Annotated in this window: 8 protein-coding genes and 1 pseudogene; 6 read left to right on the top strand and 3 right to left on the bottom strand. The window is 60.9% G+C overall.

What is annotated here, in order from left to right; translation table 11 throughout:
- The first annotated feature begins 375 nt into the window (after positions 1–375).
- Together EB75_RS05405 and EB75_RS30265 are read left to right on the top strand one after the other, a co-directional pair.
- A protein-coding gene (locus tag EB75_RS05405; protein WP_142239439.1) for an IS3 family transposase occupies positions 376–1,514 on the top strand; the annotation gives its coding sequence in 2 pieces (ribosomal slippage) (positions 376–646 and positions 646–1,514; 1,140 coding nt in all).
- 29 nt (positions 1,515–1,543) lie between these two features.
- Positions 1,544–1,840, top strand: a pseudogene (locus EB75_RS30265) (hypothetical protein); the annotation flags it as partial.
- A 60-nt stretch (positions 1,841–1,900) separates the two neighbouring features.
- On the opposite strand, the gene EB75_RS05395 reads toward EB75_RS30265, so the two are convergent.
- From EB75_RS05395 to EB75_RS05390, 3 genes are read right to left on the bottom strand one after another with little or no spacing between them, the layout of a single operon-like run.
- Positions 1,901–2,506 carry a hypothetical protein gene (locus EB75_RS05395; RefSeq protein ID WP_142239438.1) on the bottom strand — a complete coding sequence of 202 codons (606 nt, stop codon included), beginning with the start codon at positions 2,504–2,506 and terminating at the stop codon, positions 1,901–1,903.
- Positions 2,507–2,513: 7 nt separating this feature from the next.
- Positions 2,514–3,242, bottom strand: a complete 729-nt coding sequence (locus tag EB75_RS28680; protein WP_142239437.1) for an HAD family hydrolase — start codon at positions 3,240–3,242, stop codon at positions 2,514–2,516.
- Positions 3,243–3,288: 46 nt separating this feature from the next.
- Entirely contained in the window at positions 3,289–4,551 is a 1,263-nt protein-coding gene (locus EB75_RS05390; RefSeq protein ID WP_073694446.1) for a hypothetical protein, read from the bottom strand.
- A gap of 443 nt (positions 4,552–4,994) precedes the next feature.
- Here EB75_RS05390 and proA point away from each other — a divergent pair, with 443 nt between their 5' ends.
- The 4 genes from proA to EB75_RS29835 are packed head-to-tail and all read left to right on the top strand — an operon-like array spanning position 4,995 to position 15,498.
- Positions 4,995–11,339 (top strand): anti-phage protein ProA, encoded by a 6,345-nt coding sequence (proA, locus tag EB75_RS05385; RefSeq protein ID WP_073694445.1) that lies wholly within the window; start codon positions 4,995–4,997, stop codon positions 11,337–11,339.
- Entirely contained in the window at positions 11,336–13,585 is a 2,250-nt protein-coding gene (locus EB75_RS05380; protein ID WP_073694444.1) for an AAA family ATPase, read from the top strand. The genes proA and EB75_RS05380 overlap by 4 nt, the downstream gene beginning before the upstream one ends.
- 16 nt (positions 13,586–13,601) lie before the next feature.
- Positions 13,602–14,798 (top strand): McrC family protein, encoded by a 1,197-nt coding sequence (locus EB75_RS05375; protein ID WP_234785558.1) that lies wholly within the window; start codon positions 13,602–13,604, stop codon positions 14,796–14,798.
- A 22-nt stretch (positions 14,799–14,820) separates the two neighbouring features.
- Positions 14,821–15,498, top strand: a complete 678-nt coding sequence (locus EB75_RS29835) for a hypothetical protein (protein ID WP_234785557.1) — start codon at positions 14,821–14,823, stop codon at positions 15,496–15,498.
- Positions 15,499–15,565 lie beyond the last annotated feature (67 nt).

Below are 15,565 nucleotides of genomic sequence, written 5' to 3'. Positions count from 1 at the left end.
GGCCGACAGCAGCTGACCGTTCTACACCCTCAATCATGAAGAGCCCGTTTGATTGCCGAAGGCACGAGCGGGGACGGTGACACCCCGATACCCGACTTTTGTCATCTTGGCGGGCTCCGCCGATTCGGTAGTCCGTTGACCTGTGGTTTGGGTGTGTTTTGGTGCGCACATTTCGACTACGACCAACACAAAAAAGCAGGTTCGAGACCTGCCGATCCATTCGTAATCGGTGCCTAGCACCAGCTTTAGCACATCGAGATGAGTTTCCGAATGTCCAAGCACGATCTGGCGGCCCTGAGGTGAGCCCTCTGTAGTGGTCCAGTCGTTGTGGGACTCTGTTGCCTGAGTGTTCGGGCAGGAAGAATCACCGACGACATGACATCGAACAAGCGCCGGCGGCACACCCCGGATCAGATCATCCGCAAGCTGGCCGAGGGCAACAAGCTGCTCGGGACCGGCCAGGAGCTGGCCGAGGTGTGCCGGCACCTGGAGATCACCGAGTCGACGTGGCATCGCTGGGTGGCCCAGTACGGCGGCATGAAAGCCAACGAGGCCAAACGCCTTAAGGAGCTCGAGGCGGAGAACGCCAGACTGAAGAAGCTGGTCGCCAACCAGGCCCTCGACATCGACATGCTCAAGGAGATCTCGTCGGGAAACTTCTAACCCCGAACCGCAAGCGCAGCGCCGTCATCGCGCTGCGTGAGCGGTTCGGGGTGTCCGAGCGTCGAGCATGTGCCGTCGTCGGCCTGCACCGCTCCACGATGCGGCTGACGCCGGCGCCGATGGCCGCGGAGGAGGCTGAGCTGCGTGCGTGGCTGCGCCGGTTCTCCACTGATCGGCCGCGGTGGGGGTGGCGCCGGGCGGCGAAGATGGCGCGCCGCGCCGGCTGGAAGGCCAACAACAAGCGGATCCGCCGGCTGTGGCGTGAGGAGGGTCTGCGGGTGCCTCAGCGGCGCCGTAAGAAGCGGCTGACCGGGATCGGCGTCGCGGTCGGCGCGATGTCCCCGATCCGCCCGAACGCGATCTGGGCGATGGACTTTCAGTTCGACACGACCGCCGATGGCCGCACGCTGAAGATGCTCAACGTCATCGATGAATTCACCCGCGAGGCGATGGCCATCGAAGTCGATCGCAGCATCGATGCCGACGGGGTCGTGGCTGTGCTGGATCGACTGGCTCTGCTTCACGGGGCGCCGTACTACGTCCGGTTCGATAACGGTCCAGAATTCGTCGCGCACGCAGTGCGTGATTGGTGCCGATTCAACAATGCCGGTTCACTTTTCATTGATCCTGGGTCGCCGTGGCAGAACGCCTGGATCGAATCGTTCAACGGCCGACTGCGTGACGAGCTGCTCAACCTGTGGCGCTTCGACTCGCTGCTGGAAGCCCGAGTCATCATCGAGGACTGGCGATGCGATTACAACGCCAACCGGCCGCACTCCGCCCACGGCGACCGCACCCCCGCCGAGTTTGCCCTACAGTGGGCCACGACCCACCAACCGAAAGTCGCATAACGACTGGACCACCGAACGGGTCCCCCTCAGCCCGCCCGATCTACCACCACCTGTACGAATTGATCGACACATCGCAGCGTCGTTGTCGCCGCGCTGGCAGTGAGCATTGGATCGAACTCCAAACGCGTTGGAGCATGAAGAAATTCATGCGCACCACCCGCTGCAACCGCGCCATCACCCTCGCCGCCGGCAATCAAACGCTCACCGCAGCGGAACGCCTTGAATCGCCCCGGGCTCAGCAGCGATCCACCGCATCGGTGCCCACCAAGTTGACAAAAGTCAGGACGATAATTGCCCTCCCGCGGTGGCTGAATCGGAACCGGTAGTCGCGTGAGGTGGGTTCGGGAACTTGGCCGGCGTTGTGTGACGCCTGATGGCGCTCAGGCTCAGTTGGCCCTCCGGACCAAATCCTTCGCCGTACGGTAAGCGAACAACATGACGATTAATAGCACATCGATCGCTATGACCATGCAATTTCCTTTGGGCTGGGTGATGATGACAGATACCCACACAACAATTGATGCAAAAGCGAAAAGATAAGTCACGATACGTCGAATTGGTTGCGACTTTCCGACGCGAGGTAACCTTGTGCCGATTAGGTCCCAGAGGGTGTAGAGAATGAAGCTGACGGCGACGACGGTGGTGGTAGGCACAGCAGTTGCGACTCGAATTGTGCGCCCGGGGTCGTTTCCGATAAATCGAGCTGGTATCAACCAATAGTCAACGACTAGTGCAATGTCGATGGCAAATAGGGCGAGTGGCCAATTCCAGAAGCGGATCTTCTCCTCGGACCGGAATCTGCTGTTGTGGTAACCGATCCAACTTCCCAAAGTCAGGATCGCGCCCACACATAAGTGCGACCAGTCAACGGCCGACAGATGCTTGGCTGCGATCACATCGAGGTACTTGCCGACGGCGACTGCAAATAGGAGGTCAACAAATGTCAGGCTTGCAGGAACACTCGGTGACGGCTTCGTGGCTGTATCGGTCACGTGCCCATCATCGCACCACATTGGCATCGATATTGAGGAGCTCATCGATGTGGTTAGGCAGTTCAGCGAGTCGCTGAACTGAAACGACGCCATCCAACTGGATCGAACACTCGCGTCGTTCGAAGTCCCACATGGGTCCGTCTAGGTGTATGCCACGGAGGCCGGCGGCGATTGAGGGTTCGATGTCCGATCTCAAACTGTTGCCTACGGATACGCATTGCACGTTTTGGCGAAGTGGACCCGCGGCAGCGACGAACGTTTCGACGCTCTTTGACGGCACGAACATGACGCGTGCGAAGTAACGCCGCAGGCGAGACTGCCGGAGTCGTCGACGTTGGACCCACGGTTGCCCTTTTGTAAGAAGTACGAGTTCGCACCTCTTTCCAAGCTGTTGGAGCACTGACTCAGCATCGGAAGATACTTCCGCGCGCATGAGGAACACGCAGCAAGCCAGCGCAAATGCCATTGATGACGCTGCCAGCCGCGCAATCCGGTTGAAGTGCTCCTGCGAAGACAAGACCGCCAGGGCACACGAACTAGGGAAGCGATACCATGCGAATCCATGCTGCTCAACGCGCTGTAGATCGAGTGTGCGTTCGGTGGAGTCCCATAAGTCGGCAGCCATACCAAACGTGTGCAGCAGTGCACGAACATGAGCACGTGAGCGTTCGTAAAGTGCCTCGGTCGCCCAGAGCGTGTCATCTCCGTCGAACACAATGACCGCTCTTTTGTCCATGGCAACAAGGTATAGCTACCCACCGACAAAGACTCGCCCGTCATTGCTACGACGCGACCGCCGGAAACACGACCACCGACCCATCCGCTTCGCGAGCGATATCAATAACCATGTCGGCCTTGGTGTTTGGTGCGTGAGCTCGTTCACCCAACTCCCGCAGCCGGTAAGCCGCTTTGAGTAGGTCGTCCACTTCGCCCTTGCTGAACAGGGTGTTGGTGAAGCCTCCGGGCCGCTTCAGCTGCAGCTCGCCGAGCTTGCGTAAGACGCCGTAGATGCCTGCCTGGAGCTCGTCGACCCGCTGTTGGTCGGCCTTCAGCGACTGGACGAAGCGCTCGAACGGGTTTGTCGCGTCCTTCTGCCCCTGCTCCACCGCCTGCAGGATGATCACCCGCCGCTTGAGAGCGATGGCCAGGTGAGCGAGTTCCAAATGCGCACGAAACTCGCCACCGGTTTTGTCAATGCCTGCGAATGTCTTTGTCAAATAAGATATTTCGGCCGTATTGGAATCGATCGAGTCGACTGCTTTCTGCCAGTTCTTGAGGCGACGCTCAGCTGTCGCGATGGCGATGTCGATGGTGTGGTCAGCGGGGCCGATCCCAATGGCCTGTCCGATCTCACCCTTGTCGAGCACAACCGCCGTCGCTTTGTCTATGGCAGCACGGCACCCGTTCAAGGCGTCGCGCTCTTCGTTCAGCTTCCCCTCGACTAAATGCTCCAACAGCTCCGTAATGCGTGCAATCGCCTGCTGCCGTTGGTGCTCCGCATGCGCACTGACTCCGACGGCCACCGCCATCAAGACCAGAGGCGCAGCGATTGCCAGCGCGCCGGCACCAGCAACTGCAGCGCCGGCACCACCTGCAGCGGGCACGAACGTTGCTTGGGCTGTAATACCTTTCGATCCGACAATCGCGCCATGAATGCCGCCGGCCGCTGCCTTCGAGGCCATCGGCCGGACCAGCCCGTTGCCCATCTGCGCGGCGACTTTCGCTGGCACCACCATCCGATACAGCGCTTCGCCTGACGCCCCCGCCTTAGGCGCGCCTTTCGAAGTCTGCGAAATCAGCAGGGAAAGATGCTGAGCGAGAGGGCTGGCACTATGCAATGCGACGGCGCCAGTGCGGTCGACATCTTTGGGCATTGAGTGTTGTTCCAGCGTCGCGATCGGACTGTCGGCGAGCAGCGTCAGCGCGTTGCGTAGCTCGGACAGTCGCTCAGGTGTCAACCCAGCGGCGCTCGGGATGGCGGGGAGAGCGGTCTCCTGGGTCGCGAGCATCCACAGCGGTACCACCACGTCTTTGCCATCAGTCATTAGTGCCCCCTCCTTGTGCAGCCACAGCCTAGGGGAACCTGCTGACATGCTGTGAGCGAATCCGCGGCCTGGCGCTGTCGTCAGCCGGATTCGCTGGACGTGTGCGCACCTCGTGGCTCACCTCCACCGACTTGTCGGTGCCTTCTGCCATTCTGTTCGGCTCGCCAAAATCGGCGGTGCTGACCAGGAACTATGGAGGTTGCTCAGTGCAAATGTTGACGTCAGCTGCTCGGGCTGGGCTGAACGGGCCCAGGCGACACTCGGCCATCGTGGTTCGAACCGGGGGATACCAGCGCGTGGGCCAATTTCAGCAAATTGACAGCGCCGATGGTTTGGGAGTAGTTACATACCTGGGGCGTTCCGGCAAGTTTGCTCTCCACAGTGGTGCGGTGAGCAGAGGTCGACGGGAACAACAGCGATCAGCAAGTGGGGGGTACTGAACCGTGGCCAACGTCGACCATCATCAGGTTGTCGGGCAGGCACTGAAGACTCTGGCCGGCGGCCTGGCACCATTTGTCGCGCAGGTCCTCAACCGAGTTCTGCCGCCGGGCACCGATTGGGCTCAGGCGCTCAAACAGAAGGACGCGGCGGCCGGTAAGGCAGGCAACCGCGACTACCAGAACTCCGACGTTGCGTTGATGCTGCGGGCCATGACTGAGCGACTTGGCACTCTTGGCTACCCGTTCAACGGGCAGATGTCGCGCCAGGCAGAGGCCTATGCGAAGGAACTCAAGGGCGTCCGGAACAGCTGGGCGCACACGGAGCCCTTCACGCAGGCCGAAGCCCACCGGGCAATCGAAACAGCAGAGCTCCTGCTGCGCGCCATCGGCGCAGTCACCCAGGCTCAAGCTGTGGCCGAGCTGAAAGCGTCGTTGTCTCAGCCACAGACTGCCGTAACCACGGAACCGACTAGCGCCATTTCGGCTGCAGCGCAGCTTCCGGAGCCGAGCTCGCAGTCCGCCACGATCCAAATCACCGCAATCGCTGACCTCAGCTACGCGATGGCGCACTGCCGTATTCCGGTGATCGAACAGATCGCCGTCGACAACACCGGGGGAGAAGCGCACGGCGCGGTCCTCGAAGTGGACATCGTCAGCGCCGACGGATCACACGGCGGCCCAACGGAACTCCACCTCGATCTGAGCGCCGGACAACAGACGGTGCTGACCGACATCAGCCTGAAGCTCGATCCGGCGTCGATGCTCAGCGTCGACGAACAATGCCCCGGCGAGATTCGCGCCGTCCTCAAGAACGCCGCCGGTGACGTCCTGGCCGCGGCGACCAAGCCGGTCAACATCCTGGCGGCCAACCAGTGGAAGGCAGTGCCTCCGCAACTGGCCATCGAGTTGATGGCGGCGTATGCCCAACCCAACTCCGCCGCTGTGGCCACACTCCTACTGGAAGTCTCTGACCGGTTGAAGGCCTCGACCGGCAACTCCGCGCTCAACGGCTACCAGAGCGAGGACCCGCAGCGGGTCGACGCTATCGCCTGCGCCATCTTCGATGCCATGAAGGCACGGGACATCCGGTACGCCGAACCGCCCGCCAGTTGGGGCGACATCGGCCAGAAGGTCCGCACCCCGGCGGAGGTCCTCGAAGGGCGCCTCGGCACGTGCCTAGATACCACTCTGGTCATGGCGGCAGTCCTGGAGCAGGCCGGAATCAACTCGACTATATGGCTCCTCCGCGGACACGCAATGCTCGGTTACTGGCGCGAGGAGAAGTCGCTGGAGTCGGTGTCGACCCTCGAAGCAGCGGGCGTCGTCAACATCGTCGACCTCGGTTACATCGGCTTGGTCGAGACCACCATGGTCACCGACCGCGATTCATCATTGACGTTCGACGACGCGCAGCGCGCTCCAAAGGCAAGCGGCCGGCTCGACGACATCTCAAACATCATTGGTGTCACCGATATTCGCCAGGCTCGCCAAGCCAAGATCTATCCGCTGCCTAGTCGCACCGTCAAGGCAGGCGGCGAGATCGAGGTCATTGAGTACCAGCCGACGAGCGGGCCTGTCATCAAACCGTACGAGGCCAGCGGCGCCACGCACACGGCCGAGGCGCAGCAGGTACCGCTCCGGGTACAGCAATGGAAGAACGCGCTGCTGGACCTCAGCCTGCGCAACAAACTGATCAATTACACCGACCGGTCGGGCTATCGCATCGAAATCCCGGGACCAATCCTCGGCTACTTTGAAGATGCCATCAACGAAGGCATGCCCATCAGCCTGTTGGGCTCGGACGAGATCATCAGCGCAGCCGCGGCGGCCCGTGGTGTGCGCTACGGCCGAGACCTCTCCGAAGGCGACCGGCAGATGCTTCTTGCCGACAAACGCAGCGCATACATCGACATCACCGAAGCGTCGTACACGTCGAAGCTGCGCTACTTGGCGAACAAGGCCAGGACCATTACGCAGGAGACAGGTGCAAACAACCTGTACCTGGCGTTCGGGATGCTGTGCTGGAGGTTCAACGGGAAAGAGCTGCGGTCGCCGCTCGTCCTGGTGCCGGTGACGATAACGCCGAAGAACAAGGGCCAGCGCTACGTCCTCACCATCGACGAGGCCGGCATATCGACGCCGAACTACTGCTTGGTCGAAAAGCTCCGCACCGCATTGGCTTTGGATATCCCCGCCCTGGCGAACCCGAACTTGGACGCGTCGGGGATCGACCTTGACGGCACCTTCCGGGCTGTCCGCGAGGCGATCCACGACCTCAATTTTCATGTTGAAGAAACTGTCCATCTGTCGGTGCTGCAATTCGCGAAGTACCCGCTGTGGAAAGACCTCGACGACTCGTGGAATGAGCTGTCCGGCAACAGGCTGGTCAGGCACCTGATCGAAGGCAATGGTGACCACTTTGTGGACAACGGAGCCAATGACCCCGATGCCGACCTCGACGAACTCGGCGTCTCGGTGCCGATGTCGGCAGACTCGTCTCAGCTGAGGGCTGTCGCGGATGCGGTCGGCGGTCGGACCTTTGTCCTCGAAGGACCTCCTGGAACCGGCAAGTCGCAGACGATCACGAACCTCCTGGCGCACGCCATGGCATCCGGTCAGCGGGTGTTGTTCGTCGCGGAGAAGCGCGCTGCCCTTGACGTGGTGAAGAAGCGCCTGGAAAGCGTTGGATTGGGCGATCTCGCGCTCGATATTCACGACAAGTCGGCGAAGCCGGTGGCAGTGCGGGCACAGATCAAACAGGCGCTCGAGCTGCATGTGACGCACGATCCGGACCTGCTCCACAGCAAGCTCCAGACTGTCAAGTCGAACCGACACAAACTGGCCACTTACGCCAAAGAACTGCATGCTGCTAACTCAGCTGGACTGTCGCTCTACTCTGCGCGCAAGACCGAGCTGACCGCTGACAGCGATATTCCGCCACTGGAGGTTCCGAAAGCATTTGTCGCGGATGGTAATCCGGAGCTGCGAGAGGCGGTATCCGACGCTATCCGTGGGTTGAGTGAGAAGACCGATCTAGCGAAGCCCCGCAAGGGTCATCCGTGGTCCTTCGTCGACGTCGTACCCCCGAATGGCTTAGACGTGAGCAAGATCTATGCCGCCGCAGTCGAATTCGACAAGGCGCTGGAGTCCGTTCAGGGTAGCGGCATCGCACTGGATGTGGTGGTGAAGTACCAGGACCTCGTCGCCGTTGATACCTGGGCTCAGCTGACGGCGGAGCCGCGGTATCCGATCGACGGTGTTGATGCGCTGCATACGGCTGCCGGCCAGGCACAGCTCGTGGCGGTCGAGCAGTTGCTGGCCAAGATTGTTTCAGCTCAGCCTGAGTGGTCGTCCGTGGCCAACCCGTCGGCGATGGACCTGGACATTCCGGAAGTTCACAACGCTGCCCTGGCCGCCGACGAATCGGGCTTCTTCGGCCGCAAGAAGCGTCGACGTGCAGTACTCGAGCAATTGGCGGACGTACTCGCCGTCGAGTCCGACGCGATCAAGCTCAAGACGCTGTCGGCGACCACCGGCGCGATGAACGACACCTACGCAGAGGTGACGCAACTTCGCGAGCTCGTGGCCGCCCTACCGGTGATGCTGTTCGACCGGTCATGGAACCCGCTCATCGCTGAGGACGCTGCCCACGTACGGGACAGCATCGCAGCGCTGCGGCGCGTCGGTGCGGTGCTCTCGACTACTCCGGCTGATGCGCGCGTCGCCGACCTCCGAAAGTTCTATAGCGACACGGCATCTGGTGCCGCTGGGCAGCAGTTGCGTGCACTGGCAGTCGCTTGGCGGAAGCTCAGTGATGCCACGGGGACGACGCCGGCGCAGCAGAACGCCTGGGCCGGTGACGACTCGTTCATCCAGCGTTGGTGGGCGACGCGCACTGACCGCAAGCTGGACACGGCAGCCACCACCGAACGGTGGGTCGACTTGTTGTTGCACCTCGAACCCTTGCGGACTGCAGGCATGGACGTTGCCAGGGCCGAGATTCTCAACGGCACGGCCGTAGGAGAGGACGCGCCGGCTGCGTACGACCGCGGCACTGCGGTGGCGTCGACCGTTGAACGTCTGGCAGCCACGGGACTGAACGATTTCGACGTCGTCGCGCACAACAAGGCGATCGGGCGGTTTACGGAGAGTTCGGCGGTGGTCCGTGAGCAACTGAAGCGCTCCATCGCGGCGAATATCTTGGCCGCACGGAAGCTCGATGTTGCCAACGGCAAGGGCAAAATCGGTGAACTCAAGAAGCTGGTCGAGGCCAAGAAGAGTGGCAAAGGCGTCCGCTACCTCATGGAGCACTACGGCGACCTGATCACGCAGATTCTCCCGTGCACCCTGACCAGTCCCGATTCGGTGGCCCGCTTCTTCCCGGCCCAGACAGGCTTCTTCGACGTGGTGGTGTTCGACGAAGCCTCGCAGATCCGAGTTGCCGATGCGATCGGCGCCATGGGGCGTGCGAGATCTGTTGTGGTCGTGGGCGACAGCAAGCAGATGCCCCCGACGAGTTTCGCCGAGGTCAATGCCGCTGCCGCCGAGGACGACGACGCAGATGAAATCCCTGGCCTCGTCACCGATGAGGAATCGATCCTCAGCGAATGCGTGAGTTCCCAAGTGCCACAACAGTGGCTCTCGTGGCACTACCGCAGTCAGGATGAAGCGCTGATCGCATTCAGCAACATGCATTACTACAGCGGACGGTTGGCATCGTTCCCCACGCCTCTGGCCGACTCGACCGGCTACGGCGTCTCGATGGTCCGAGTGAATGGTCAGTTCAACCGGTCGGGCAAGGGAAAGACTCTGCGGATCAACGAAGTTGAGGCCCAACGGATCGTCGCGGATATCCGGCAGCGGTTTGCAGCGTCCCCGGACACGGCCCCGTCGCTGGGCGTCATCACCTTCAACGCACAGCAGCGTGACTACATCGAGAACCTGTTGCGCGACACAGGTGATGAACGACTGTTGGCTGCGTTGGACGAGCCTGACGGTCTGTTCGTCAAGAATCTGGAGAACGTCCAGGGCGATGAACGCGACACGATCTTGTTCTCGATTGCCTTCAGCAAGAACGACAACGGTGTTCTGCCGCTGAACTTCGGGCCTTTGTCCAAGCCGGGCGGCGAGCGCCGGCTGAACGTGGCGGTGACCCGGGCACGCTGCGAGGTCATTCTGTACGCGAGCTTCGATCCTGCCGAGCTGCGCGCCGAGGAGACCACGCAGGTAGGTACCAAGCACCTCAAAGCCTACCTGGAATTGGCCGCGCGCGGGGTACAAACCATCACCCAGGGCGGCAAGCGTAATCCCGTGATCGACCGGCATCGCGACGACATTGCTGATGCGTTGCGCGCCGAGGGCTTGGTTGTCCGTACCGATGTCGGGCTATCCGACTTCCGCGTCGACTTGGTGATTGCCGACCCCGACAATCCAGCTCGGCCGTTGATCGCCGTGCTGCTTGACGGGGCCGAGTGGTCCCAGCGCGGGACCGTTGCAGACCGCGACGGGTTGCCCGTTGACGTGCTGTCGTCGCTGATGCACTGGCCGGCCGTGGAACGGGTGTGGATGCCCGAGTGGCTGCACCAGCGTGAGGCGACCGTTGAACGGCTCCAAGACGCGGTGGTTGCGGCCAAGGAGAAACCGGCGAAGGCTCCGGAGCCGGAATCGGCGGCATCGGTGTCGGGCGTTGAACCGGCTGTCGAGACGACTACCAGTGCTGAACCCGTTGTGACACAGGGGCTTGTTTCGTTCAAGGCGGAACCGACCATTGCGCCGACGGCGCCTCGTCATCCGAACATCACGGACTTCAAGGCGTGGATTCCGGTGGTCGCCGGCGACAAGTCGGTCCTTGATGCACTCAATGAGAAGTGGGCGAAAGAACGCATCCTGCCGATCATCCGCGAGGTCATCGAAGCTGAGGCACCGATTTCCCGAGACCAGCTCGCGAAATATGTGGCCGGCGCCTTCGGATTGCAACAGGTCGTCGAAGCGCGCAAACGGTCTATCCAGCGGCTGGTTCCTGCTGAGTACGTGCAGGCGGCAGACCCCGAGTTCTATTGGCCACCAGCAGTTTCTCCGGATTCGTGGCGACTGGTCAGGGTACCGCAACCGGGTAACCCTCGGCAGATTGAGAACATCAGCTTGGTCGAGCTCGGTAATGCCATGGTGATTGTTGCGCAGCAGTCGGGCGGTGCACTGCCCGACGAGGTCAAGCGGGAGGCTATGAAGGTGTTCGGCGTCACCAGGATGGGGCAAAAGGTCGCTGCGCGAATGGACGAGGCTCTGCAGCGGGCGTTGACGCTGGGCCTACTCACGGGCTCACCGAGCGGCCTGGTGATGGCGCGATGAGCGAAGTCGAGACCGGAACCTTCGCGCGGGTCGCAGCAATTAGTGTCGAATCAGTTGGCCGACGCCTCATCGATGCGGGCTTGGGCCGCGACGACTCGCTTCTGACCCCGGGTGTGCCTGTCTGGACTCGCGAGCATCTAGATGCGCTCATCGCGGACTATGTCGACAAGCCGGACACCGGAGGCGGTGGCTTCTTCACGAAGCTGGAGAAGCAATTGGCCAATTCTTCGCCAGTGATAATCCAGCTGTTCGCCGAACTGCTTATCCTGCAATCACTTCCAATCATCAACCTCGGGGGGAAGCTGAAGGTCGCGCAGGTCGAGGGCGTTCTCAAGTTGAGCGGCAGCCCCGTAGACCTGCCATCGGATGTAAGAGCCGCGTTAATGTCGGGCGGTGTATTTCACGGCGGCCAGGCTTTCACCACCTATCGCTGGGCTCAGCTTGTCTACCTGATCACGTTCGCGCGGCATTTCAAATCGCTTTCCGTTGAGCGACGGGTTGAGGCGCTAAGCGAGCCGCTGGCGTTCCGTGAAGAGGTGCTCGCGATCCCGACCGGGCAAGCGGCGCAGCGGCAGTCACTGCTCTATCTCGCCTTCCCGCAGTACTACCTGCCTGTGGTGAAGGCATCGCATCGCAAGTCGATACGTGACAGTTTCGCTAGCGAGTTTCTCGCTGGACCCACCGGCGACATAGACGAGGATCTCAACGAGATATACGAGGCGATGGTGGCTGCCGAAGGAGGCCACGTCGACCTGTACGCACCACCGTGGATTGATCGATGGCAGAACTTCGAGCCGTCGATTCCAGTCAAACACGCCTGGATGGTGCATGGTGCCAACGTCGATGGCCAAGACATGGTCCCTATCTGGCTTCGGAAACAGTCGATTTCGTTGGCCGCGAGCTTGCTGCGTCCCGTCGGCGGCGGCGAAGTCACCCGCGATGATCTGAAGTCAATTGTCGCTGATGACTACGGGTCGTCCGGGTACGCTGCACAGGAGCAGAAGGCCGAGGAATTCCATCGGTTTCTCACGCAGATGCATCCAGGCGACCTGGTCGTGACGGTGAGCAAAACGTCGGTGCACGTCGGCAGGATCACTGGCCCGGCGGAGTTTGTGGACAGCAGCGATCGTCGGTCGAATCTGCGGCGGTCCGTTGCTTGGGGTGAGCATAGCTGCGCGCTGGCCGACGTACCGAGTGATCTTGCCACCAGCTTTACCTCCCAAAGCGAAGTCGTTGATGTCAGCAAGCACCTGGACTCCCTGAACGCGATTCTCAAACATCAGCCGGTCAGACCGACAGATGAGGTGCGGCTGCCTGACGCCACGCCCGAGCTGGCCCACCGGCTGCACGTGGGCGTGGACTGGCTGCAAGAATGTGTAGACCTTCTTCGTCACCGTCGCCAGATCATTTTCTACGGGCCACCAGGTACTGGGAAGACCTATCTCGCACAGGAACTCGCGCGACACATCACCGACGCGGCGAACATGAAGCTGGTCCAGTTCCACCCGGCATATTCGTATGAAGATTTCTTCGAGGGATTCCGGCCTCGGGTTGGTCACGGTGGTCAGATCGGATTCGAGCTCAAACCCGGGCCGCTGCGGCTGCTGGTCGACAAGGCTGCTGGAGATCCGGATACTGCGTACGTGTTGATCATCGACGAGATCAATCGCGGGAACCTTCCCAAGATTTTCGGCGAGCTGTATTTCCTGCTCGAATACCGCGATCAGGCCATCGACCTGATGTACTCTGCCGACAGTGCCGAGCCGTTCTCGTTGCCCAAGAACATCTTTGTAATCGGTACGATGAACACCGCTGACCGCTCCATCGCGCTCGTAGATGCTGCGCTGCGCAGACGGTTCGCATTCGTCCCGCTGCATCCGTCGGCAGAGCCCACAAGCGGCATCCTCAGCAGGTGGTTGAAGGCGAAAGGCTGCCCCACCTATTTGGCCGACTTGCACGACGCGCTCAACGCCCGCATCACCGACACCGACTTCAAGATTGGGCCGTCATACTTCATGCGCGAGCGGCTGCTGGCTGATTCGGCCGAGTCCGCGCTGAAGCTGATGTGGCGTACGGACATTGTGCCGCTGCTCGAAGAACATCATTACGGTGATCAGAACATCAACGTCGTTGCGCGCTATGGGTTGGACGCGCTGAAGGCGGCGATAGCTGCGAAGAACTCGGCGGCGGGATCTACGACTCCTGAAATGGGCGAAGGCGATGTCGGAACCGATAGTTCTCAGTGAGAACGGGCCTTCTGAGGTGATCGCACTCTCGACAGCAGAGTACCGCGCTCTGCGGGCGCTTGGTTTCGTCACGATCACGCCGACACTTGAGGAAGGTCAGTTCGACGTCGTAGCAGCCCGCAAGGTCGGTGCAGTGAGCGTCGGCGATAGTCAGATTATTGTGCGGCCTAAAATCGTTGACCTCAACCGGCTGATCTTCCTACTGGGCTACGCGCAGAATCCACAGGTCTGGCGCGATGATCTCGTCAGCTTGGACGTCTCCGACGATTTGATGCCCGCGCTCGCAGAAGCATTCGGGCGTATTGCGACTCATGCGGTCGAGCAGGGGCTGCTCCATGGGTATCGCACCGTCAACGAAATGCTCCCGGTGCTGCGCGGCCGAGTGTTGGCGGGCGAGCAGATGTGCCACCACTATGGGTTTCCGGTGCCGATTGCCGTGCAATACGACGACTTCACCGTGGACATCGCCGAGAATCGGATCCTCGCGATGGCCACGATGCGGTTGCTTCTTGTCCCACGGATCAGCGAATCGGCCCGGCGGCTGCTACAACGATTGCGGCGGACATTCGCGGAGGTGACTCTGCCGCCACGCGGGCAGACAGCCCCGCGGTGGCAGAAGAGTCGACTCAATGCGCGCTACGACTCCGCGCTGCGGTTGGCTGAAATAGTCTTGGCAGCTGAGTCTTTCGAGCACCAAGTGGGAGACCTGAGTGTCAGTGGCTACATGTTTGATATGTGGCGGGTGTTCGAGGGTTTCGTCACCGCTGCGATGAGCGAAGCTCTGAGCGGGCGGGGATGGACCTGCCGAGCGCAAGAGCCTATGCATCTTGATGTGGCGTGTTCGGTCGATATGCGACCAGATCTGGTTTGCCGGAGCGACGTGAGGACTGCGGTCATCGACGCCAAATACAAAGCCGAGAAGCCCGAAGGCTTTCCCAACGCCGACCTGTACCAGATGCTTGCGTACTGCACGGTTCTGGGGTTGAGCGATGGGCATCTGATTTATGCGAAAGGCAATGAGGACGGCAGCGTTCATGCGGTGCAGAACGCAGACATCACGATTCATTGCCACGCACTTGATTTGGCGTTGACGCCTGCGCGACTGCTTGATCAAGTGACTGGACTGGCCGGTGCGATCGATAGTTCATCGATCGACGGTGCACGTACAAACCGACGCGAGATCGAAAATGGATGGAGTCGGAACGTTGGCTGAGGCAACGAGTTCTCGTCTGAACATGGCCGATCTCGGCATGGAGTACGAGTGGGAGGTCGAGTTCGACTCGGAGCCGGGAGTCGATTCATTTACGAAAGCTGACGTGACCATCGAAGTCTGGCATTCGCAAGATGACGCCGTCATTCAGGCTATTAGACGGAGGCGCGACGTGGGGGCGGAGCCGGTCGCGGACGCAGTGTACGAGCAGGTTGAGTACTGGCTGTCGGGCGGTCAGAAGGGGCGATCCGCATGCGCGCCGTGGGTATTGATCAAGGACGGGGCGACAGGAAATCCGGACGAGTGGACGCTAGAGCAATTTGTCGATGCAATTCGTGACCCGCACGACCGCGCGTTCGCCACGAGGATTCTGGACCTTTATGAAGCGAACGCCAGGCAACCTCGCCTCGGAACTCATATCTTGACGTGGTTTGGAATGCGGCCGAAGGGTGGAATATTTCCGCACCCGTTCGCCCTTCGCTACGCGCCATTTCAATTGGTGTTCAATGGTTCTGGCGAACTTGCTATATCGGGTATGTGGAAGCGATACCCAGAGATTAAAGGCCATCCGGGGTTTGCCGAGCTCGCTGAGCTATTAGGTTTGGATGAAACCGGTCCTGCCAGCAAGGTCCCTGTAGCTGGTCTGGATCCTGATGAGGTATGGAAAGTCGCCGAATCGGTTGCGCGAAAGATTAACTCATGATTCTCAGGTGTATACAAGGGTGGCGAAGTTTCCGGATGTGGGAATGAGAATCCGCTCAGCCTCTCCG

This window comes from Mycobacterium sp. ST-F2, from assembly GCF_001905655.1.
GTDB lineage: Bacteria > Actinomycetota > Actinomycetes > Mycobacteriales > Mycobacteriaceae > Mycobacterium.
Note: the sequence above shows the minus strand (reverse complement) of the source record. Positions and strands in the feature narration are given on the sequence as shown.